The organism is Cryobacterium flavum (genome assembly GCF_900103805.1).
GTDB lineage: Bacteria > Actinomycetota > Actinomycetes > Actinomycetales > Microbacteriaceae > Cryobacterium > Cryobacterium flavum.
This window is the reverse complement of record NZ_FNIB01000009.1, coordinates 83,069-104,203: the sequence shown is the minus strand read 5'-3', so window position 1 is coordinate 104,203 and position 21,135 is coordinate 83,069. Positions and strand designations below refer to the sequence as shown.

19 protein-coding genes are annotated in these 21,135 nt (G+C 65.8%); 6 read left to right on the top strand and 13 right to left on the bottom strand.

Annotated features, from left to right (window positions below; translation table 11 throughout):
- Positions 1–6: 6 nt before the first annotated feature.
- Positions 7–1,104, bottom strand: coding sequence for a branched-chain amino acid aminotransferase (locus BLS91_RS14185; RefSeq protein WP_092341417.1), 1,098 nt, complete (start codon positions 1,102–1,104; stop codon positions 7–9).
- Positions 1,101–2,171 (bottom strand): 3-isopropylmalate dehydrogenase, encoded by a 1,071-nt coding sequence (locus BLS91_RS14180; protein ID WP_092341416.1) that lies wholly within the window; start codon positions 2,169–2,171, stop codon positions 1,101–1,103. The genes BLS91_RS14185 and BLS91_RS14180 overlap by 4 nt, the downstream gene beginning before the upstream one ends.
- A gap of 112 nt (positions 2,172–2,283) precedes the next feature.
- Here BLS91_RS14180 and BLS91_RS14175 point away from each other — a divergent pair, with 112 nt between their 5' ends.
- On the top strand, positions 2,284–2,535 hold the full coding sequence (locus tag BLS91_RS14175; RefSeq protein WP_092341415.1) for a DUF6458 family protein: 252 nt from the start codon (positions 2,284–2,286) through the stop codon (positions 2,533–2,535).
- A gap of 74 nt (positions 2,536–2,609) precedes the next feature.
- Here the strand turns inward: BLS91_RS14175 and BLS91_RS14170 are convergent, their stop codons facing one another.
- Positions 2,610–4,103, bottom strand: a complete 1,494-nt coding sequence (locus BLS91_RS14170; protein ID WP_233206059.1) for an MFS transporter — start codon at positions 4,101–4,103, stop codon at positions 2,610–2,612.
- 274 nt (positions 4,104–4,377) lie between these two features.
- Between BLS91_RS14170 and BLS91_RS20975 the strand changes: the two genes are divergently transcribed.
- The gene (locus BLS91_RS20975; protein WP_134505267.1) at positions 4,378–4,941 is read left to right on the top strand and encodes a TetR/AcrR family transcriptional regulator; all 564 of its coding nucleotides are present in this window, start codon (positions 4,378–4,380) and stop codon (positions 4,939–4,941) included.
- A gap of 58 nt (positions 4,942–4,999) precedes the next feature.
- On the opposite strand, the gene serA is transcribed toward BLS91_RS20975, so the two are convergent.
- Positions 5,000–6,592 (bottom strand): phosphoglycerate dehydrogenase, encoded by a 1,593-nt coding sequence (serA, locus tag BLS91_RS14160; protein ID WP_092341414.1) that lies wholly within the window; start codon positions 6,590–6,592, stop codon positions 5,000–5,002.
- A gap of 86 nt (positions 6,593–6,678) precedes the next feature.
- On the opposite strand from serA, the gene BLS91_RS14155 reads away from it, so the two are divergent.
- The gene (locus BLS91_RS14155; RefSeq protein WP_092341413.1) at positions 6,679–7,074 is read left to right on the top strand and encodes a DoxX family protein; all 396 of its coding nucleotides are present in this window, start codon (positions 6,679–6,681) and stop codon (positions 7,072–7,074) included.
- On the opposite strand, the gene BLS91_RS14150 is transcribed toward BLS91_RS14155, so the two are convergent.
- From BLS91_RS14150 to BLS91_RS14115, 8 genes are all read right to left on the bottom strand, one after another.
- Positions 7,075–7,446, bottom strand: coding sequence for a hypothetical protein (locus BLS91_RS14150; RefSeq protein WP_092341412.1), 372 nt, complete (start codon positions 7,444–7,446; stop codon positions 7,075–7,077).
- Positions 7,443–7,958: a hypothetical protein gene (locus tag BLS91_RS14145; protein ID WP_092341411.1), complete on the bottom strand. Its 516-nt coding sequence runs from the start codon at positions 7,956–7,958 to the stop codon at positions 7,443–7,445. Before BLS91_RS14145 ends, BLS91_RS14150 begins: the two co-directional genes overlap by 4 nt.
- Positions 7,955–8,668 carry a DUF998 domain-containing protein gene (locus BLS91_RS14140; RefSeq protein ID WP_092341410.1) on the bottom strand — a complete coding sequence of 238 codons (714 nt, stop codon included), beginning with the start codon at positions 8,666–8,668 and terminating at the stop codon, positions 7,955–7,957. Before BLS91_RS14140 ends, BLS91_RS14145 begins: the two co-directional genes overlap by 4 nt.
- A gap of 81 nt (positions 8,669–8,749) precedes the next feature.
- Complete coding sequence (gene ilvC / locus BLS91_RS14135) at positions 8,750–9,778, bottom strand: ketol-acid reductoisomerase (RefSeq protein ID WP_092341409.1); 1,029 nt, start codon at positions 9,776–9,778, stop codon at positions 8,750–8,752.
- 46 nt (positions 9,779–9,824) lie between these two features.
- The gene (gene ilvN / locus BLS91_RS14130; RefSeq protein WP_166792332.1) at positions 9,825–10,334 is read right to left on the bottom strand and encodes an acetolactate synthase small subunit; all 510 of its coding nucleotides are present in this window, start codon (positions 10,332–10,334) and stop codon (positions 9,825–9,827) included.
- A gap of 2 nt (positions 10,335–10,336) precedes the next feature.
- Positions 10,337–12,130, bottom strand: coding sequence for an acetolactate synthase large subunit (locus BLS91_RS14125; RefSeq protein WP_092341407.1), 1,794 nt, complete (start codon positions 12,128–12,130; stop codon positions 10,337–10,339).
- An 85-nt stretch (positions 12,131–12,215) separates the two neighbouring features.
- On the bottom strand, positions 12,216–13,910 hold the full coding sequence (gene ilvD, locus BLS91_RS14120) for a dihydroxy-acid dehydratase (RefSeq protein WP_092341406.1): 1,695 nt from the start codon (positions 13,908–13,910) through the stop codon (positions 12,216–12,218).
- 31 nt (positions 13,911–13,941) lie between these two features.
- Positions 13,942–16,152 carry a bifunctional alpha,alpha-trehalose-phosphate synthase (UDP-forming)/trehalose-phosphatase gene (locus BLS91_RS14115; protein WP_233197416.1) on the bottom strand — a complete coding sequence of 737 codons (2,211 nt, stop codon included), beginning with the start codon at positions 16,150–16,152 and terminating at the stop codon, positions 13,942–13,944.
- Positions 16,153–16,311: 159 nt separating this feature from the next.
- On the opposite strand from BLS91_RS14115, the gene BLS91_RS14110 reads away from it, so the two are divergent.
- The 3 genes from BLS91_RS14110 to BLS91_RS14100 all read left to right on the top strand — a co-directional run bounded on the left by BLS91_RS14110 (position 16,312) and on the right by BLS91_RS14100 (position 18,957).
- Positions 16,312–16,500 (top strand): hypothetical protein, encoded by a 189-nt coding sequence (locus BLS91_RS14110; protein WP_092341404.1) that lies wholly within the window; start codon positions 16,312–16,314, stop codon positions 16,498–16,500.
- A 157-nt stretch (positions 16,501–16,657) separates the two neighbouring features.
- A complete protein-coding gene (locus tag BLS91_RS14105; protein ID WP_092341403.1) occupies positions 16,658–17,050 on the top strand; it encodes a hypothetical protein in 393 nt (130 codons plus the stop codon).
- A 62-nt stretch (positions 17,051–17,112) separates the two neighbouring features.
- Entirely contained in the window at positions 17,113–18,957 is a 1,845-nt protein-coding gene (locus BLS91_RS14100) for a glycoside hydrolase family 15 protein (RefSeq protein ID WP_092341402.1), read from the top strand.
- Between the two features lie 119 nt (positions 18,958–19,076).
- On the opposite strand, the gene BLS91_RS14095 is transcribed toward BLS91_RS14100, so the two are convergent.
- On the bottom strand, positions 19,077–20,963 hold the full coding sequence (locus BLS91_RS14095; RefSeq protein ID WP_092341401.1) for a DUF222 domain-containing protein: 1,887 nt from the start codon (positions 20,961–20,963) through the stop codon (positions 19,077–19,079).
- Positions 20,964–21,135: the final 172 nt, after the last annotated feature.

The following is a 21,135-nucleotide window of genomic DNA, read 5'->3' as shown; positions in this document are numbered from 1 at the left end:
AAAGCTTCAGTTTAGTCGAGTGAGCCAGCCGTGACGATCGGGCACGCGTCCATACTGAATGTCGGTGAGTTCTTGCCGAAGCGACAGGGTGATCCGACCGGCGGGGGCATCCGGGTCGCCGATGGTGAAGTCCTTCGCCTTGACCTGACCGATCGGCGTGACCACGGCGGCGGTTCCGCAGGCGAAGACCTCGGTGATGGCGCCGGATGCGACACCCTCACGCCACTCCCCCAGGGTCACCTCGCGCTCCTCCACGGTCATTCCGCGGTCGCGCGCGAGCTGCATGATGCTGTCGCGGGTGACGCCCTCGAGGATAGATCCGGTCAGGCGCGGCGTGACGAGCGTGTCGGTGCCGTGCACGAAGAACACGTTCATGCCGCCCAATTCGTCGATGTGGCTGCCGGTCTCCCCGTCGAGAAAGAGCACCTGGGCGCAGCCGTTCTCATAGGCTTCCATCTGCGGCAGCAGCGAGGCGGCGTAGTTTCCGCCGCATTTGGCGGCGCCGGTCCCGCCGCGGCCGGCGCGGGAGTACTCGGTCGAGAGCCAGATCTTCACCGGGGCGACGCCGTCGGCGAAGTAGGCGCCGGCGGGGCTCGCGATCACGTAGAAACTCACCTTGTGGGCGGCACGCACCCCGAGAAAGCTCTCATTGGCGATCATGAACGGACGCAGGTACAGGCTGGTCTCGGGCGCGGAGGGCACCCAATCGCCGTCGATGGCAATCATCTGCTTGACCGACTCGATGAAGTCTGCCACCGACAGTTCGGGCAGCGCGAGGCGGTGGGCGGAACGCTGGAGACGCTGCGCATTTTTTTCGGGCCGGAAGGTCCAGATCGACTTGTCGGCGTGCCGGTAGGCCTTGAGGCCCTCGAAAATCTCCTGGCCGTAGTGCAGCACCGAGGAGGCGGGGTCGAGCAGCAGGGGGCCGTACGGGGTGACCCGCGCGTCGTGCCAGCCGGCTTCGACCGACCAGTCGATCGTGACCATGTGGTCGGTGAAGTGCTTGCCGAAGCCCGGGTCGGCCAGAATCTCTTCCCGTTCGGTCTCGGCGCGCGCGTCGGTCGACGGAGTGAGGGCAAAAGTCAGGGGGAAAGTCACGGTCATTTCAGTACCTTGTCTGTCAGAAGGGTCACGATGGCGTCTCCCACCTCAGCGGTGCTGCGTCGCACGAGAGCGGAGCGGCGAGCAAGGTCGTCGGCGACCGCCTCGTTGACGCGAGCCGCGGCATCCGTCAGCCCGAGATGATCGAGCAACAGTGCCACCGAGAGGATGGCCGCGGTCGGGTCGGCGAGTTGCTGGCCTGCGATATCGGGGGCCGAGCCGTGCACCGGCTCGAACATGCTGGGAAAGCGACCCGTCGGGTTGATATTGCCGGAGGCCGCCAAGCCGATGCCGCCGCTGATTGCCGCTGCCAGGTCGGTGAGAATATCGCCAAAAAGGTTATCGGTGACGAGTACATCGAATCTACTCGGATTCGTGACGAAGAAAATGGTCGCCGCGTCGACATGCAGGTAATCAACCGCAACCTGGGGGTACTCGGCGGCCACCTCGTTCACGATGCGCTGCCACAGGCCGCCGGCGAAAACGAGCACGTTGGTCTTGTGCACGAGGGTGAGGCGTTTGCGCTCGCGACCCTGGGCCACCTCGAAGGCGTACCGCACAACGCGTTCCACCCCGTAGGCGGTGTTCACCGACACCTCGTTGGCGACTTCCTGCGGCGTGCCGCGACGGATGGCGCCGCCGTTGCCCACGTAGGGGCCCTCTGTACCTTCGCGCACGACGACGAAGTCGACCACGCCGGGCGCGGCGAGCGGGCTCGTGACGCCGGGGTAGATCGTGCAGGGCCGCAGGTTCACGTAGTGGTCGAGTGCGAAGCGCAGGCCGAGCAGCAGCCCACGCTCGATGTTGGCGTCTTTCAGGCGTGGGTCGCCGGGAACGCCGCCGACAGCACCGAGCAGAATCGCGTCATGCTGCCGGATCGACGCGAGGTCGGCATCCGTGAGTACATCACCGGTTTCGAGGAACCGCGCGGCGCCCAGCTGAAAGGTGCTCGTCTCAATCGTGACGTCATCGCGGGCAGTGACGGCGCCGAGTACCTTCACGGCCTCGGCGACAACTTCCGGTCCAATCCCGTCTCCGGGAATGACAGCGAGTTTGATAGTACGAGACATGTGGCTCCGAAACAGTCAATGATCACCTGAATTGCGTATAGTCAAACCTTACCTTTCTCACCGAAGTGCCTAGGCTTGTCCCTAGCGCACCACCAACGGAAAGCAGGAAATCATGAGTATCGGACTAGGAATCTTTCTGCTCGTCGTCGGCGCCATTCTGGTGTGGGCCCTCGACGTGACCGTCACCGGCATTGATCTGACGCTCGTCGGCTATATTCTGCTCGCGGCCGGAGCGCTCGTGACGATCCTCGGCATCGTACTGATGACCCGCCGCCGCAATAGCGTGAGCACCACCCGCACGATCGCCGACCCGGCGAACGGCGAGCAGGTCACGCGTCGCGAGAACTCGATCGACGACCTCTAACCCACAGCTCGCGAAAGCGGGTGAAGTGTTGCTTGAGCACTCGCGAAACAACGCGTCACCCGCTTTCGCGGGCTTTAGCGGGCCCGGCGTAGCGACAGCAGCGCCACGACGGCCGCTCCGAGCACCAGCGCGACGCCGATCCAGGCGGTCAGGCCCACACCGCTGTCGAAGGCGTGTCGGGCCGACTCGAGCAGCTGCTCCCCGGCCACGGGCGAAAGATGGCCGGCCACGGACACCGCTCCGCCGAGAGTCTCCCCCGCCGCCAGCCGGTCGGCCGCGCTCAGGCCGTCCGGCAACAGTACTGCCGCCCGGTAAGACACGGTGAGGATGGTGCCGAGTACGGCCGTTCCGAGCACCGCTCCCAGTTCGTAGGCTGTTTCAGACACAGCGGATGCCGCCCCTGCCTTGTCGGCCGGCGCGGTCGCCACGATGAGCTCGTTCGAGACGGTTTCGGCCGCGCCGATTCCGATGCCGAGCAGCACGAAGGCGACGCCGATCCAGAACGCATCGATTGCACCGCCGCGCAGCGCGATCGACGCGAATCCAGCCACCGACACCAGCAGCGCCACGGGCACCACCCGCGACGGCCGTACCCGGCGTGCAATCGGCACGATCAGCAGTCCGGCCACGATCATCGCGGCCAGGCCGGGAACGAGCACCAGCCCGGCGTTCAACGGCGACAGCCCGAGCACGAGTTGCAGGTGCTGCGAGATAAAAAACAGGCAGCCGACCAGCGCCGTGACACTGAGCAGGTTGACGCCGACCGCGCCGCTGAAAGCGCCGCGTCGAAACAGCCCCATGTCGAGCATGGGGTTCGGCACATGCAGCTGTCGACGCACGAACCAGACGCCGAGCCCCAGTCCGAGCGCGATCGGGGCGACCGTGATCCAGGTCACGCCGTGCTCGGCGATGCTCTTGATGCCGTAGACGATCGGCAGCATGGTGCCGAGTGAGAGGGCAATACTGAGCAGGTCGATGCGCCCCGGGTGCGGATCCCGCGATTCGGTCACCAGAATTGGCGCCAGCACGAGCAGCGGCAGCAGAACGGGAACGGCGATCAGAAAGACCGAGCCCCAGGCGAAGTGCTCGAGCAGAATGCCGCCGACCACCGGGCCAAGGGCGCTGCCAGCCGCAAAGCCGGTGGCCCAAATCGCGATAGCGAGGCGACGCTGGTCGCGGTCGACGAAGGTGGAACGCAGCAGCGACAGAGTCGACGGCATGAGCATGGCGCCGAAGAATCCGAGGGCGGCGCGGGCGATGATGAGCCCCTCGATGCTCGGGGCGAAGGCCGCGAACACCGAGACCACACCGAAGCCGGCCGAACCGATCATCAGCAGGCGGCGACGTCCGATGCGGTCGCCCAGGCTGCCCATTGCCACGAGCAGTCCGGCCAGCACGAGAGGGTAGATGTCAACCATCCAGAGCAGCTGCACACCGCTCGGCAGGGTGGCCGTGGAGATCGCCGGCAGGGCGAAGTTGAGCACGGTGTTGTCGATCGACACGAGCAGTACCGGTAGCATGAGCACCGCGAGGGCCCACCAGCGCCTGCGGTCGTGCCGTACTGGCAAAGCGGATGCCGCGGTGCTGGCCGATCCGGCTGCCCGCGTCTCGCTGCTTCGACTCTCTGCCGCACGGCTTTGGTCGGCGTGGTTCGAGGCGATACCGGGCAGGGTAATGGAATTGGTGGGAACAGCGGGGGCAGACACGATCTCATTCACTTTCTGGGTTCTTTCTCGACCGCCACGGGCGGAGCAACAAATGTAACTGTACCGGCTAGACGGTATAGTTGTCTAGTTCGCCCGTGCCCGACCGAGAGTTTGCGTGTTCGTTACCATGGCCCATATGCCGAAAAATGCTGCCGCACCATCCGTTCCCACCCGGGATCGTCTGCTCGACGCCTTCGAAGACCTGCTGGTCGAGGGCGGCGAGCGGTCGGCGACGCTCGATGCCGTCGCGGCGGCCGCTGCAGTCTCCAAGGGCGGTCTGCTGTACCACTTCGCGTCGAAGGACGCCCTGGTCGACGGTGTTCTGGCACGGTTGGACGCGCTCGCCCTGCAGGACGCCGAAAATATTCGCACCGCCCCGGCCGGCCCAGTCGACTATCTCATTCGCACCTCGGTGCACACCGGCAGTCCCCTCGACCGCGCCTATATTGCCGGGTCGCGTTTGGCCCAGGGCCGGGATCCCCGTGCCATGCAGGTGCTCGCCGATATTCGTCGGCGCTGGCTGTCGGTGATCGAAGAGGCCGTGCACGACCCGGATACCGCCCAGGCGATCATGCTGATCAGCGACGGTCTCTACGTCAACAGTTCACTGGCCGAGAACGAGCTGGCACCGCAGGATCCCACGGATGCGGCGATGGCGCGGCTGATTGCCCTGATCGGCCGGCTTCTGCCCGGCTCCTAGAGATACACGAGTGGGCGCCTACAGGGCAGGCGCCCACTCGCATCCGTTCTAAACAGGCCTATTCGGTGAGGTCGATCGCCACCATGATCTCGGCGTCGATCGCGGCGCGCACCGCGGTGAGCAGTCCGGCCGGAACCTCGGAGTCGACGGTCAGCACGCTGAGCGCCTTGCCGCCGGCCACGTGACGGGCGATCTGCATGCCGGCGATGTTGATGTTAGCCTCGCCGAATTCGCGACCGTACACGGCGACGATTCCCGGGCGGTCGGCGTAGAGCATGACGATGAGGTTCTTGGCGAAGGGAACCTCCACGTCGTAGCCGTTGATCTCGACGATCTTCTCGATCTGCTTGGTGCCCGTGAGGGTACCCGAGACGGAGACCTGCGAACCATCGGCGAGGGCACCACGCAGCGTGATCACGTTGCGGTACTCGGGCGATTCGGCGTCGGTGAGCATGCGCACCGTGACACCGCGCTGCTCGGCCAGCAGCGGTGCGTTGACGTACGAGACGGTTTCGCTGACCACGTTCGTGAAGATGCCCTTGAGCGCAGCGAGCTTGAGCACGCTGACGTCGTACTCGACGAGTTCGCCCCGCACCTCGATGTCGACGCTCGTGAGCGGGCTGTGCGCGGCGAGGCCGGAGAACACCTGGCCGAGCTTCTCGACCAGCGGGATGCCGGGGCGCACGTAGGGGTCGATGACGCCGCCGGCCACGTTGACCGCGTCGGGAACGAGTTCGCCGGAGAGCGCGAGGCGCACGGACTTGGCGACGGAGACGCCGGCCTTTTCCTGCGCTTCGTCGGTCGAAGCGCCGAGGTGCGGGGTGGTAATGATGTTGTCGAGTCCGAGCAGCGGCGAACCGGTCGGCGGTTCGTTGACAAACACGTCGAGGCCGGCGCCGGCGATGGTGCCGGCGACGAGGGCTTCGTGCAGTGCGTCTTCGTCGATGAGTCCGCCGCGGGCGACGTTGACGACGAACGCGGTGGGCTTCATCAGCCCCAGCTGGGCGGCACCGATCATGCCGGTGGTCTCGGGGGTCTTCGGCATGTGGATCGTGACGAAGTCGGACTGGGCGAGCAGTTCGTCGAGGGTGACCGGGGTCACGCCGAGCTGCTGGGCGCGGGCCGAGGTGATGTAGGGGTCGTAGGCGATGACGTTGGTACCGAACGCCTGCATTCGGGCGGTGATGAGCGCACCGATACGGCCGAGGCCGATGATGCCGATGGTCTTTTCGTAGAGCTCGACGCCGGTGTACTTGGAGCGCTTCCAGGCTCCGTCGGCGAGGGCGCCTGACGCGGCCGGAATGTGCCGGGCCAAGCTCAGGATGTGACCAACGGTCAGCTCGGCGGCCGAGATGATGTTGGAGGTTGGTGCGTTGACGACCATGACACCGGCTGCGGTGGCGGCCTTGATGTCAACGTTGTCCAGGCCGACGCCGGCGCGGGCGATGACCTTCAGAAAGGGCGACGCTTTGATGGCTTCGGCATCCATTTTGGTGGCTGAGCGCACCAAAACTGCCTGCGCGGTGGCGAGCTCGGCGAACAGCGCGGAGCGATCCGTACCGTCGACGTGGTGAATGTCAAAGTCGGGCCCGAGGGCATCAACGGTGGCGGGGGAAAGTTCTTCGGCGATCAGGACGACGGGCTTCGACAATAAAATCGGATCCTTAGATTGCAAGTGTCGGCGGCGCGACAAAGGGCGCTACTCGATTTCCACCCTACCGGCTGCACAATAGACCAATGAGCAGCGACGTAATAGACGGACTCCAACTGGTTCTGCGCGTGATTCTCGCCGTGGTACTCATCGGCGCCGGAGTCACCCATTTTCTACCGGCGGTCAAGCGCACCATGGCGGCGATGATTCCGCCGCGCCTACGCCGGGATGGTTTGGCCAGCCCGGTCAATCTCGTACTGTTCACCGGAGTATGCGAGATTGTCGGCGGCGTTGGCCTGCTCGTTCCCTCGACCAGGGTGCTCGCGGCCGGGGCGCTGGTGCTCTTTCTGGCTGCGGTGTTTCCGGCCAACGCCTACGCTGCGCGCCATCCGAAGCGCTTTGGGCGGGTGGCGATTCCGTTCGTCCCCCGGCTCATCGCCCAGCTGGTGCTGATGATCCTGATCGTTCTCGCGGTGCTCTGACTAGACGATCAATCGGGCCAGGCTGAATACGGCACCGAGGTCCAGCGATACAGCGGCAACCACGCAGAGCCCGACCAACAGGGTCAGGGCCTGCACGCCGAAAGCCCGGTTACGTCCGAGCCAGTAGGCCAGCGCGTAGACCAGAATCGGCAGGATCACCGCGAAAATCAGCACGGTCCAGCCGAAAGCGCTCAGCTGGGTGTCAAGTGACTGCGCCAGCAGGTTGAGCAGGGCCAGGTTGCCGATGGCTTCCCACACGTCGTAGGCATAGAACAGCCCGAAGAAGATCGCGATCACGAGCAGCAGCCAGCGCGGCGGTCGACGACGGATGGCTGTGGTCGCGTCGCCGGTGCGCCCGTCTGTGTCACTCATGAGCCCGGTCCTGATCCGATAATGAAGGGCAGCGGGGCGAGAACGACGACGCCGATCAGAAGCCAGACCAGTCGGGCCCGCGGACGGCTCGTGGTGAGCCAGAAGGTGCCCCCGAACCAAACCAGCGGCGCTGCCACGGCGAGCCAGGCGCCGAGGGAGAACATAAATTCGGCGACCGGGTCGCTGATCGGCTTCTCGATGCGAGCGACTCCAATGAACCAGCCGATCGTGTACAGCAGGTACATGCCGGCGAGAATGCCCATGCCGACGAGGGCGACCGAACTGACCGCTGCGCTCTGCGGTTCGGCATCCGGTTCGGCATCCGATTCAGTGCCGGCATCGGCCGGCTCGGTTTCGACCGCTCGCTGGGCTGACACTGACTGCTCTGGGATAGTCCATCCCTCCGGTAGGCCGGTTGGTTCGGGCGCGGCCCGACCGCTTCCCGTCGGCACCAGGGTCGGGTCGTCGTCGCCGGCCCAGTTCAGCGCATCGTCGTCGCGTGTGGCATTCATTTTTCCAGAGTATCCGGTTGCTGCCGATGCTGACGGTTTGGCCGGCGACGGATGCCGGCGCTCACCGAAAGGGTCCACCCCAGAATCCCGACCAGGGCCACACGTTCGGCGAGACCGACGATGCCGGGCAGCCAGACACTGGCCGCGACGACCAGCAACAGCCCGGCCAGGGTGATCGCCGAGAACGCAATCGCCCAGGGCAGCACCCTCGGCAGCAGGCCTCGAACCCGCAGCCAGATCGTCAGCAGCCCGATAGCGATGAGCGCCGTGACGAAGCCGAAGGATGCGACGGCGAGATGAATGACGCCGACCGTGGTCGAGGTCTGCAGCGTGCTCTCGTGGGAAGCGCTGATGTCGGTCGGAAAGACGGCGAGTACCGCCGAGCTGGCTCCCCCGATGAGCAGCAGCGCGAGGCCCAGACCGAGTAGTACGTCCCGACGCCGGGGCAGCAGGGCCCGCGCGGTCAGGGCAATCGCGACGACGACGGCAACGCAGAACACGGCGCGGCCGAGAAAGTTGAGGTTCATGATCCAGCCGTACGGGCCGACGGCGAGATTGCTCTCGGCGTCGCTGATCGGGCTGTAATGCGGCGGCAAAAACTGCAGCACCACGTCGATGAGCACATACAGCACGACACCGACCATGGCGACGGTCGCCAGGCTATGCCGCACCACACGCAACCGGCGGGTGCTGGTGCCGGGAATTGCCATACCGACCAGTCTTTCGTTGTGAACGCACGAAGGGACCCTCGCGAACGAGGGCCCCTTCGTGATGCAGTTAAGCGGAAACCGCTAGCGCGACACGGATCCGTCGGTGTAGTCGTCGTCGTTCGACGCGTTCCACGCGAACAGCTTGCGCAGGCTGCGGCCGGTGGCCTCGATCGGGTGCTCTTCGCCCTTCTTGCGCAGGGCGAGGAATTCCACGCCGCCGTTGTCCTGGTCGGCAATGAAACGTTCGGCGAACGCGCCGCTCTGAATGTCGGCGAGAACGGCCTTCATGTTCTCTTTGACGCTCGGGTCGATGACGCGCGGGCCGGAGACGTAGTCGCCGTACTCGGCAGTGTCGGAGACACTCCAACGCTGCTTGGCGATGCCGCCCTCCCACATGAGGTCGACGATGAGCTTGAGCTCGTGCAGCACCTCGAAGTAGGCGACCTGCGGCTGGTAGCCGGCTTCGGTGAGAACCTCGAAGCCGTACTGGATCAGTTGTGAGGTACCACCGCAGAGCACGGCCTGCTCGCCGAACAGGTCGGTTTCGGTTTCTTCGGTGAAGGTGGTCTTGATACCGGCGGCGCGCAGGCCACCGATCGCCTTGGCGTAGCTCAGGGTGAGCGGCCAGGCGTTACCAGAGGCATCCTTCTCGACGGCGACGATCACGGGAACGCCGCGACCGGCTTCGAATTCGCGGCGCACAGTGTGGCCGGGTCCCTTGGGGGCAACCATGACGACGTCGACGCCGTCGGGAGCCGTGATGTAGCCGAAACGGATGTTGAAGCCGTGACCGAAGACGAGCGCCTTACCGGCGGTCAGGTTCGGAAGGACGTCGTCCTTGTAGAGGTGACGCTGCACCTGGTCGGGGGCGAGGATGACGATGACGTCGGCCCAGGCAGCGGCATCCGCCGTGGAGAGCACGGTGAAGCCAGCTTCTTCGGCCTTGGCCTTGCTCTTGGAGCCGTCCTTCAGGCCGATCTTGACCTCAACGCCGGAGTCGCGCAGGTTCTGTGCATGGGCGTGACCCTGCGAGCCGTAGCCGATGACGGCCACCTTCTTGCCCTGAATGATCGACAGGTCGGCGTCTTTGTCGTAGAAAATCTCAGACAATGTGTATCTCTCCTCGTGAATTGATTGTTAGAAAAAGCTGAAAACGTTAGTTTTTGAAGACGCGCTCGGTGATCGACTTGCTACCGCGGCCGATGGCGAGCAGGCCCGACTGCGCGAGCTCGCGAATGCCGAACGGCTCGAGCACGCGCAGCAACGCCTGCGTCTTTCCGCTGTCGCCGGTGACCTCGATCACGACGGCATCCGTTGAAACGTCGACGACGCGGGCTCGGAACAGATTCACGGCTTCGAGTACCTGAGAACGGGTGGTGTTGTCGACCTTGACCTTGATCAGGAGGTGTTCGCGCTGCACCGACTGGGCCGGGTCGAGCTCGACAATCTTGATGACGTTGATCAGCTTGTTCAGCTGCTTGGTCACCTGCTCGAGCGGTATGTCTTCGACGTCGACCAGAATCGTGATGCGGGACAGGCTGGGGATCTCGCTGTGGCCCACGGCGAGGCTTTCAATGTTGAAGCCGCGGCGCGCGAACAGGCCGGCGACGCGCGTGAGCAGGCCGGGCTTGTCCTCGACGAGCAGACTCAGAACGTGGCTCGTCACGGTTATTCTTCTCCCCAGGTCGGTGCGTGGTCTTTGGCGTACTGCACGAAGCTGTTGCTGACTCCCTGCGGAACCATCGGCCAGACCATGGCGCCGGGGCTCACGATGAAGTCGATCACGACCGGGCGGTCGTTGGTGGCGAGGGCCAGTTTGATGGCGTCATCAACCTGGTCCTTGCTGGTGACGCGAATGCCGAGCGCGCCATAGGCATCCGCCATTTTGACGAAGTCCGGCACCATGGCGGTGCCGTGACCGGTGTTGAGGTCGGTGAATGAGTGACGTCCGTCGTAGAACAGCGACTGCCACTGGCGCACCATGCCGAGCGAGGAGTTGTTGATGATCGCGACCTTGATCGGAATCTTGTTGATGGTGCAGGTCGCGAGTTCCTGGTTAGTCATCTGGAAGCAGCCGTCACCGTCGATCGACCAGACCACACGGTCGGGTTCGGCGACCTTGGCACCCATGGCCGCGGGCACGGAATAGCCCATGGTGCCGGCGCCGCCGGAGTTGAGCCAGGAGTTGGGGCGTTCGTACTTGATGTACTGCGCCGCCCACATCTGGTGCTGGCCGACGCCGGCCGCATACACGGCTTCGGGGCCGGTGAGCTCACCGATGCGCTGGATCACATACTGCGGGGCCAGCAGTCCGTCGGTCGGTTCGGTAAAACCGAGCGGGAACTCCTCCTTCAGGCCGTGCAGATAGGTCCACCACTCGGTCGTGTCGGCGGCAGTCCCCTGGGCGGCGTCGGCCCAGGCCAAAGTCAGGTCAGCAATGACGTCCTTGGCATCACCGACGATGGGTACATCGGCCAGGCGGATCTTGGAGATCTCCGCCGGGTCGACGTCAACGTGCACGATCTTCGCGTTGGGCGCGAATTCGCTGATCTTTCCGGTCACCCGGTCGTCGAAGCGTGCTCCGAGCGAAATGATGAGGTCACTTTCCTGCAGCGAGAGCACGGCCGGAACCGTGCCGTGCATGCCCGGCATGCCGAGGTGCTGCGGGTGCGAGTCGGGGAAGGCACCACGGGCCATGAGGGTGGTTACGACGGGTGCACCGGTCGCCTCAGCCAGCGCGAGCAGTTCAGCGGATGCGTGGGCGCGAATGACACCGCCGCCCACGTACAGCACGGGCTTCTTCGCGGCGAGCAGCAGCTGGGCTGCCGCCTGCACCTGCTTGCCGTGGGCCTTCACGATCGGCCGGTATCCGGGCAGGTCGAGTTTGGGCGGCCAGATGAACGGCGCGAGGTTTTGCTGCGCGTCCTTGGTGATGTCCACGAGCACCGGGCCGGGGCGGCCGGTCGATGCGATGTGATAGGCCGAAGCGATCGCGGCCGGAATCTCTTCCGCGGTACGGGCCAAGAAGGAGTGCTTCGTGATCGGCATGGTAATGCCAATGATGTCGGCCTCCTGGAAGGCGTCCGTTCCCATCGAGGTGGAGAAGACCTGGCCGGTGATCGCGAGCAACGGAACCGAGTCCATGTAGGCATCCGCTATGGCGGTGACGAGGTTGGTGGCGCCCGGACCGCTCGTGGCGATGGCGACGCCGACGCGACCGGTGGCAGAGGCGTAGCCCTCGGCTGCGTGGCCGGCGCCCTGTTCGTGCCGCACCAGAATGTGGCGAATTTTGGTCTGGGTCATGAGCTCGTCATAGAGCGGAATAACGGCGCCGCCGGGGATACCGAAGACGTCAGTGACGCCGAGCAGTTCAAGGGTGCGAATGATCGCGCCCGAGCCGGTGAGCATTTCCGGCTCCGCAGAAGCGGGGGCCGAGGGCACGGGACTGGTTTCCGTGGTCATGATCGTTGAATCCCTACTTCGAAATCGGTCGTTTCGACATCTAACAATGTGCCCACCGGGCACCCGGGCTAGCCGGTACGAGTTGTTACCCCGTGATGGCGCCTTCAGCGGCGGAGTGCACGAGCTTGGCGTACTTTGCAAGTACGCCACGGGTGTAGCGCGGGGGAAGAGGCTCCCAGCCTTCTCGGCGAGCTGCCAGCTCTGCAGGTGCGACCAGTAGGTCCAGCGTGCGAGCTGCGATATCGACCCGTATCAGATCCCCATCGCGCACGAAGGCGATTGGACCTGCGTCCACCGCTTCGGGTGCTATGTGGCCGATACACAGTCCGGTTGTGCCGCCTGAGAATCGACCGTCCGTTAATAGTAGTACATCGGAGCCGAGGCCCGCGCCCTTGATGGCGGCCGTGATCGACAGCATCTCGCGCATACCCGGCCCACCCTTGGGTCCTTCATAGCGGATGATGACCACGTCACCCTTGTAGATTTTGCCGTCGGTAAGCGCGTCCATCGCGCCGCGTTCCCGCTCGAACACCCGAGCCGGTCCTTCGAACACGGTCGCGTCAAATCCGGCGGTCTTCACCACAGCCCCCTCGGGGGCGAACGTGCCCTTGAGGATGGTGATGCCACCGCTCTTGTGAATGGGGTTGTCAAGGGTGCGCAGCACCTCGCCGTCGAGGTCGGGCGGGTCGATCTCGGCAAGGTTCTCGGCCACGGTCTTGCCGGTGACGGTGAGCGCGTCGCCGTGAATCAGGCCAGCTTCAAGGAGCGCGCGCATGACGACGGGAACGCCGCCCTGACGGTCGACGTCGTTCATGACGTACTTGCCGAAGGGCTTGAGGTCGCCGATGTGCGGAACCTTGTCGCCGATGCGGTTGAAGTCGTCGAGGGTGAGCTCGACCTCGGCCTCGCGGGCGATGGCGAGCAGGTGCAGCACGACGTTAGTGGATCCGCCGAAGGCCATGGCCACGGCGATGGCGTTCTCGAACGCCTTGCGGGTAAGAATGTCGCGGGCGGTGATGCCGAGGCGCAGCATGTTGACGACGGCTTCGCCGGAGCGGCGGGCGAAGTAGTCGCGGCGACGATCAGCGGATGCCGGGCTCGCCGACCCCGGCAGGCTCATTCCGAGGGCCTCAGCGACGCTCGCCATGGTGTTGGCGGTGTACATGCCGCCGCAAGCGCCCTCACCCGGAGCGAACGCGCACTCGATGCGTTTGGCATCCGCTTCACTCATTCGCCCGGCCTTCACTGCGCCGACGGCTTCGAACGAGTCGATGATGGTGATGTCTTTTTCGGTGCCGTCGCTGAGCTTGACCCACCCCGGGGCGATCGATCCGGCGTAGAGGAACACGCTCGCGAGGTCGAGGCGGGCGGCGGCCATGAGCATGCCGGGCAGGGACTTGTCGCAGCCGGCCAGCAGTACGCTGCCGTCGAGGCGTTCGGCCTGCATGACGACCTCGACGGAGTCCGCGATGACTTCACGGGAGACGAGGGAGAAGTGCATTCCTTCGTGCCCCATGGAGATGCCGTCGGAGACGGAGATGGTGCCGAACTGCAGCGGGTAGCCGCCGCCGGAATGCACGCCCTCTTTAGCGGCCTGGGCTAGGCGGTCCAGCGAGAGATTGCAGGGTGTGATCTCGTTCCAGGAGCTCGCAATACCGATCTGGGGCTTGTCCCAGTCAGCGTCGCCCATGCCGACAGCACGGAGCATGCCACGGGAGGTGGTGGCCTCGATCCCATCGGTGACGTCGCGGCTACGGGGTTTCACATCGATCTCAGACATGCTTCCGAGTCTAGAACCTTGGCGGGCCCGGTCAGAGCGAACGGCCAGAGCGCAATGCGGCGATGCGCACCAGAACCTGGGTGACCTCCTGCGGGCTGCGCACCCGGTAGCCGGCGAGGGTTGCGCCCTGACCGATTTTGAGACCGACGTCATCCTCGTCGAGGGCGGCGAAGGCATCCTCGTCGGTCACGTCGTCGCCGGCGTAGAACACTCGGTCGGCGCCGGTGTAATCGCGCAGTTTCGCGAGGGCATCACCCTTGGTGCTGGAGCGCACCGAGAATTCCAGCACGTTCTTGCCTTCTCGAATGGTCAGCCCTGGCAGCTGGTCACCGAGTTGGTCGCGCGCCTGACCCTGCGCGGTCTGGCCGTCTTTCTCGGTGGCCAGGCGGGTGTGCAAGGCCAGGCCGGCGGGCTTGCGTTCAATCGTGGTGCCGGCAATGGACCCGGAGATGGTTTCGAGCACCCGGGCGAGGGTGTCGAGTTGCTCGAGTTCGGTGGAGAGCAGGTTGAGCTCGATCTCGGGGGTGTCCAGCTGCACCTCGATGCCGTGCGAGCCGGTGAGCAGCACCGCGCTCTGCGGCTGGGCGACGTGTTGCAGGCTGACCAGTGCCCGGCCGGAAACGAACGCGACGCGCACGCCCGGCAGGTCGAGGAGGGCCTGCACTGCTTCCCGGGTGCCGGCGATGGCGCGGGCGTCTTCGGGGTGGTCGACGTGGGGGGCGAGGGTGCCGTCGAAGTCGAGGGCGATCAGCAGATTTTCGGCGCCGGCAATGCTCTGCAGCGCCTGATCGAGGTCGTCCGGGATTCCGGCCGGTACTGCCGCTCCCCCGGTGAGCGCGCGCAGGAACGACGCCGACCAGGCAGCGACGTCGTTCTCGGCGACCTTGCGGCGGAGCGCGCGCATACGTCTGGTGCGCTCACGTTTGGGCATCTCGACCGCGCGCACGATCGCATCCTTGGTGCCGTCGATGTCGTGCGGGTTGATCAGGATGGCCTGTTTGAGTTCGTCAGCGGCGCCGGCGAACTCGCTTAGAACGAGAACGCCGTCCACGTCGAAGCGCACGGCCACGTATTCCTTGGCGACGAGGTTCATGCCGTCGCGCAGGGCTGTGACCAGCATCACGTCGGCGGCGAGGTACATCGCGACCATTTCTTCGCGCGGGTAACTGTGGTGGTGGTAGCTGATGGCGGTGTGGCTGATGGTGGAGAAATCACCGTTGAGGCGGCCGACTGCGAGTTCGATCTCGTCGCGCAGGGCCATGTAGGTGCTGACGCGTTCGCGGGACGGGCTGGCGACCTGCACCAGGGTGACATCTTCGACGCTCAGGCGTCCGTCGGCGAGCAGTTCTCCGAAGGCCTTGATGCGGTGCCCGATGCCCTTGGTGTAGTCGAGCCGGTCGACGCCGAGCATGAGGGTTTTCGGGTTGCCAAGGTCTTCACGAATCTGCCGTGCGCGGGCCTGGATCTCGGGGCGCCGGGCGAGTTCTTCGTAGGCGGCCGCGTCGATCGAGATCGGAAAGTGTTTGGCGATGACGCGTCGGCTGTCGCCGTTCTCGCCGGTCGGTACGTCGATGACGACGCCGCGGGTGGGATAGCCGTAGAGGCGACGCACCGCTTGGGAGAAGTTGCCGGCATCCGCTCCCCGTTGAAAGCCGATGACGTCGGCGCCGAGCAGGCCGTGCAGGATCTGTTTGCGCCAGGGCAGCTGCGCGTATATGCCATATGGCGGAAATGGAATGTGATTGAAGAATCCGATGACCAGGTCGGGGCGGGCTTCGCGCAGCATGCGCGGCACGAGCTGCAGCTGGTAGTCGTGCACCCAGACCGTGGAACCCGGGGCGGCCACCGCTGCGGCGGCGGCCGCGAATCGGCGATTGACCGCGACGTAGGCATCCCAGGTCTCGCGGTGAAAGCTCGGCGGCGCGATGACGTCGTGGTACAGCGGCCACAGGGTGTCGTTGGAGAAGCCCTCGTAGTAGTCCTCAATGTCGGCTTCGTTCAGCCGCACCGGTACGAGGGAGATGCCGTCGTTCTCGAACGGTTCGAAGTCGCGGTCGGCGACGCCCGGCCAGCCGACCCAGGCTCCGTGCGAAGAGCGCATCAGCGGTTCGAGCGCGGTGACCAGCCCGCCGGGCGACGTACGCCAGGTGACGGCGCCGTCGGCACCCTCCTCATAATCCACCGGCAGGCGGTTCGAGACGACGACGAGCGTGTAGGTGCCGGCCGGAGTATCGACGGGCACGATGGGCGCTGCTAGGTCAGTCTGGGACCGTGTGGATTCGGCTGAAGAAGTAATGGATCATCCGTTCCGGGCACACCCGACGTGCACACCTGTGTTGCCCTACCAAGGTTACCAGCCGTTCCGCGCCCATTCCCGGGTAACCTGATGCCGGAGGTTCACATGCGAAAGTTCGTATTCAATAGTGCGATGATCGGCGTGATTGCCGGCGGCTGGAACACCGTGCAGGCCACGCGGCACGGCCCCCGGGATTGGCGCCTGGTAATGCTGTGGCTCGGCTGGGCTCTGAGCGCCGCTGTCGCCGTCGGCACCGTCATCGAAGATGCCAATAAACGCAAGATTGCGAGCTGACTTCCGCGCTTTTGCGGCGTGTCCACCGTCCCACAGGCATTATGTCACCGAAAATGGACGAAGAAGTTTGTTGCTGGCTGCAACAGAGTGATCGTGTGTTTGGAAGGGGCTTGTCATGTTTGGTCGTCGACGCCGACGTTTGGCCGCGAGCGCAGGGATGAGTATCGCTCCGGCTCCGGTATTGCGCGACGAGCGAATCTTCGAGCTGCTGCACGACAAGCTCAGTGCGCTGGTCGGCGAGCACGGCGCCTGGACCCTGGTAGCCCGCAGCTCGGACGACACCGAGGTCATCTTTCACGGGTTGAAAGCCAGGGAGATCGCGACCGAGCTCACCGAGGCCATTACGACCGAGCAAGCCGCACTGCGCGGTGAGACCAGCGGTGAGCCGACCGCGCTGTCCTGGACTCCGGCGCCGATCACCAACTGGAGCGAACCGGGCGCAGCGTTGCCGGTGCCGGCCCCGACGAGCGATGCCGAGGTGGCCGCGGCATCCGCTGCCTGGATCGACAAGGCGTCAGCAACGCTCGCCTCGGCTCGTTTGGTCGCCTGATCCGGCTGCCCGCCGCGCCGATCCGGAGCGAATTCTCACCCTGCTGCTGACAGGATGGCCTGATGGCACTCAATATCGAGGACTACGCGCTCATCAGTGACTGCCACTCGGCGGGCCTCGTCGGACGCGACGGGAGCATCGATTGGCTCTGCCTGCCGCGCTACGACTCCGCCTCGCTGTTCGGCGCGTTGCTCGGTGACGAGAACCACGGCCGCTGGCTACTGGCCCCCGCCGATATGACAGCCACGGCCGTGCGCAGCTACCAGGGCGACACCTTCGTGCTCTCGACGGTGTGGACCACTGCTACCGGCCAGGTCGAGGTGCTCGATTTCATGCCGCACGGCGATGGTCGGGCCGACCTGGTGCGGCGCGTGCGCGGCATCAGCGGCACGGTGCAGATGGTCCAGGACCTGCGATTTCGCTTCGGCTACGCCACGACCGTGCCCTGGGTGCGGCAGCTGAAGGGCGAGAAGGTGCGCGGCCTCGTGGCGATCGCCGGCCCCGACGCCATCGTGGTGCGCGGCCCCAAGCTACGCGCCTCGGATCATCGCCACGTGTCGCACTTCGAGGTCACCGCCGACGAGACGGTCGACGCGCAGATGACCTGGTATCCCTCGCATCGCGAGGTTCCGCCGGCCATCGACATTGACGCTGTCCACGCCTCGACCTGCGCCTGGTGGCAGAACTGGGCGTCGAGTTGCAGTCACGAGGGGCCGCTGCGCGCCGAGGTCGTGCGCTCGCTGCTCGTGCTGCGCGCCCTGACCCACGAGCAGACCGGCGGCATCGTGGCGGCGGCGACGACGTCGCTGCCCGAGCAGGCCGGCGGCACTCGTAACTGGGACTACCGCTACGTCTGGCTCCGCGACGCCTCACTCACGCTCGAAGTACTGCTCAGCCACGGCTACGAGGTGGAAGCCGACGGCTGGCGGGCCTGGCTGCTGCGCGCCATTGCCGGCGATCCGTGCGATGTTCAGATCATGTACGGACTCTCCGGCGAGCGCTATCTGCCCGAGCGTGAACTTACCAGCCTGCCCGGCTACGATGGCGCCTCCCCCGTGCGGGTCGGCAACGGCGCAGTCGACCAGTTTCAGTCCGATGTGATCGGCGAGGTTATGGTGGCCCTGCACGCTGCCCGCGCGGCCGGGGTGCAGGAGAACGAGTTCTCTTGGCCGCTGCAGCGTGCCCTTATGGGCTTTCTCGAGAAAAACTGGCGCCGTGCCGACCAGGGAATCTGGGAGGTGCGCGGTCAAGCCCGCGAGTTCACCCACTCGCGGGTGATGGTCTGGGCCGCCTTCGACCGTGCGGTGCGCGGCATCGAGAAGTACGGCCTCGACGGTCCGCTCGACCGGTGGAAGACCCTGCGTGACGAGGTGCGCGCCGACATCGAGAGCCGCGGCTTTGACGTAATTCGAAACAGCTACGTGCAGTACTACGGCAGCACCGAAGTGGATGCCTCCCTCCTCGTGCTCCCGCAGGTCGGCTTCTGCGCGCCCACTGATCCGCGCATGCTCGGCACCGTGGCCGCGATCGAGGCGGATCTCAGCCACAATGGCCTGCTCCTGCGGTATCGCACGCGCGCCGCCGTGGATGGCCTGCCGCCGGGTGAGCATCCGTTTCTGGCCTGCTCGTTCTGGTTGGTCGAGCAATACGCCGCCTCGGGACGCCTTGACGACGCCACCGCGCTCATGGACACCCTGCTCGGCTTCGTGAACGATGTGGGGCTGCTCTCGGAAGAATACGACGTGACCAACGGACACCAGATGGGCAACACTCCGCAGGCGCTCTCACACCTGGCGCTGGTGCGGGCAGCGGATGCGATCATGGCCAGCCGCGCCGCCTCGGTGCTCGCCGACTCGGCGGCGAGCACCGAGGCGGCACGTAGGTCGCACCGCCTGATCGTCGGGTAGAGCCCCTCGATCGTCCCGCCCCGTCGGGACCCAAGGTGCGGAGCCCAACCATCTCGTCGGTTGAGCTTGTCGACCGCAATCGTCCAACGCGACCGGTCTGAGCTGGCCGCCGCGTAACGCTACTGCGGCGCTTCGAGCAGCGTCGGCTCCTGCATGAGCGGGTTCTTGCTGGGCAGCGCAATCAGGGTTCGCTCGGGATCAGTCTCGACCGGAGGTTGCAGCCAGTATGTTTCGTCGAGGAATAGGACCCGCCAGTGCCGGTTGTGCAGCAACAAATGGTGCAGAACACCGAGCAGTATGGCCTGGTCGATGTTGGAAAAGCCCAGATCAACCCAGTTTTGAATGTGGTGAGCTTCACTCCACGAGGGTGGTTGGTCATACCCGGGCCAGCGGCATCCGCCGTCGCGCGCGGCGAGGGCGCGGCGTTGCTCGCGGTTGAACAGGCGTGCATCCCGGCCAACGTTGAGGGGTTGCCCGGCTTGATCGAACAGAATACCCAGATAGCCCGTGTCACACAGATGTCGGGCAATAGTCTCCGCTGACACCGGAGCCGGATTGCCCTCGATATAGCCGAACACCCCCGTTCCTGGCGCGGCCGGGGAAGGCTGCGTGCTCGGCATGGCCATCGTGGCCGTCCCGGCCGTCCCGGTGGACTGGGCCCGCGTGGCCGCGCTGCGATCGGCGGTTCCGGCGACCTCGGCAGTGTCGGCAGTCTCGGCAGGCTGCGTGGCGGTGGTGGCCGTGGCGGCCGTGACCGGAGCATCCGTTGGGGTAGTAGGCGGCCGCGTGGGTGCGGTCGCGCTGGGTACCGCCGCGCGGGGGTCGGGGATGGTGGTGGGGCGGTCGTGGTCGGTGACAATGATCTGCACGACCGGGCGGCGTCCGCCGAACAGGGTGTTTGGGTCGGCCTCAGCGCCGAGCTTGAGCAGCTGGGTGAACGAATCCGCAGCGATCTGATCGACGGTACGCGGGTCATCCTTCACGCTCCGCGCCCACGCCGCCCGCTCCGGATCCACGAACCGCACCCCACCGCGCCGCGGGCTGGTCAATGCGTCGTAGGTGGCGATCCACAGCTCGCCCTGCTCCGGCGGCAGCAACGCATGCAGCGTGACCATGCCATCGGCCCGCCGCCACAACGACCACCGGGTGTCGTCGCGGGCCTGCTTCTCCCGCGCGAGGATGCCCGCAGCATCCAATTCATCCCGCATCCGCCTGGCCCGTTTGAACGCCTGCTCCGTGTTCAGGCCCGGAGCCTCCACCAGCAACACACGCAGCGCGACGCCAAGCTTCTCCGCGGTGATCGCCTGATCCAGACTGCCCAGGCCTCGCAGCAGGGCATCGCCGACGCCGGGCGAGAACGTGCCGGCGGCGACGGCGTACACGATCGGCGCCTGCCACGGTACGATCACCGGCGGCACCAGGGGCAGAGGCGGCACCGGTGTGGGCGGGACGACCGGCGCCACGGCGACCACCGGCACGGGGCGGGGTGGACCCTCCGGCAGCGGCAGGCCCGGATACAACTCGGCCCATGCCGCGGCCCGATCGGCCTCCCGCGCCTCCCACTGGGCCGCTGCCCAGTCGGATGCCCGTTGCGCGTCGGCCGCAGCATCCGCGGCGGCCTGCGCGGCCTGCGCGACCCGCGCCGCCTCCCGGGCGGCCGCCCCCTCGCGCTCCGCTGTCTCGGTCTCACTCATCAGCACCCCGACCGCCAGCAGCCGACCGGCCTCAATGCGGCTGAGGCCGGTGGCTTGCTGCGCCATCAGCGTCGGGTTGCCAAACCCGTGGCGTGCCGCCAACCCGGACTGGCCCAACTGCGGCCGCGACCGCTCCGCAATCGTGCCCGCGAGCAATGCCGCGACCGTGTTACTCAGCCGCAGCAACGCGGCAATCGGGGCGCGCGCCGCGAGCACCTCCGCATCGGAGAGACCGGCGAAGTCAGCACTGGACCCGCCCAGCGCTGCGACAGCGGCCGCTGCCCGGGTGAGCTCCATCGCCATGCTGGTCATGATCTAAGACAACACCCGACCACCGACACGAGGAAATGTCATGCATATAGGCACTAAATAGGTAGACCCCGCCAAAGAAGACTCAACGAGCTGATTCCAACGGGCCACCGGAGCCACCGTCATAAGGCTGGCACGGTCACGTCCGGGCCTATCGTGTTCTCGTTGAAACACG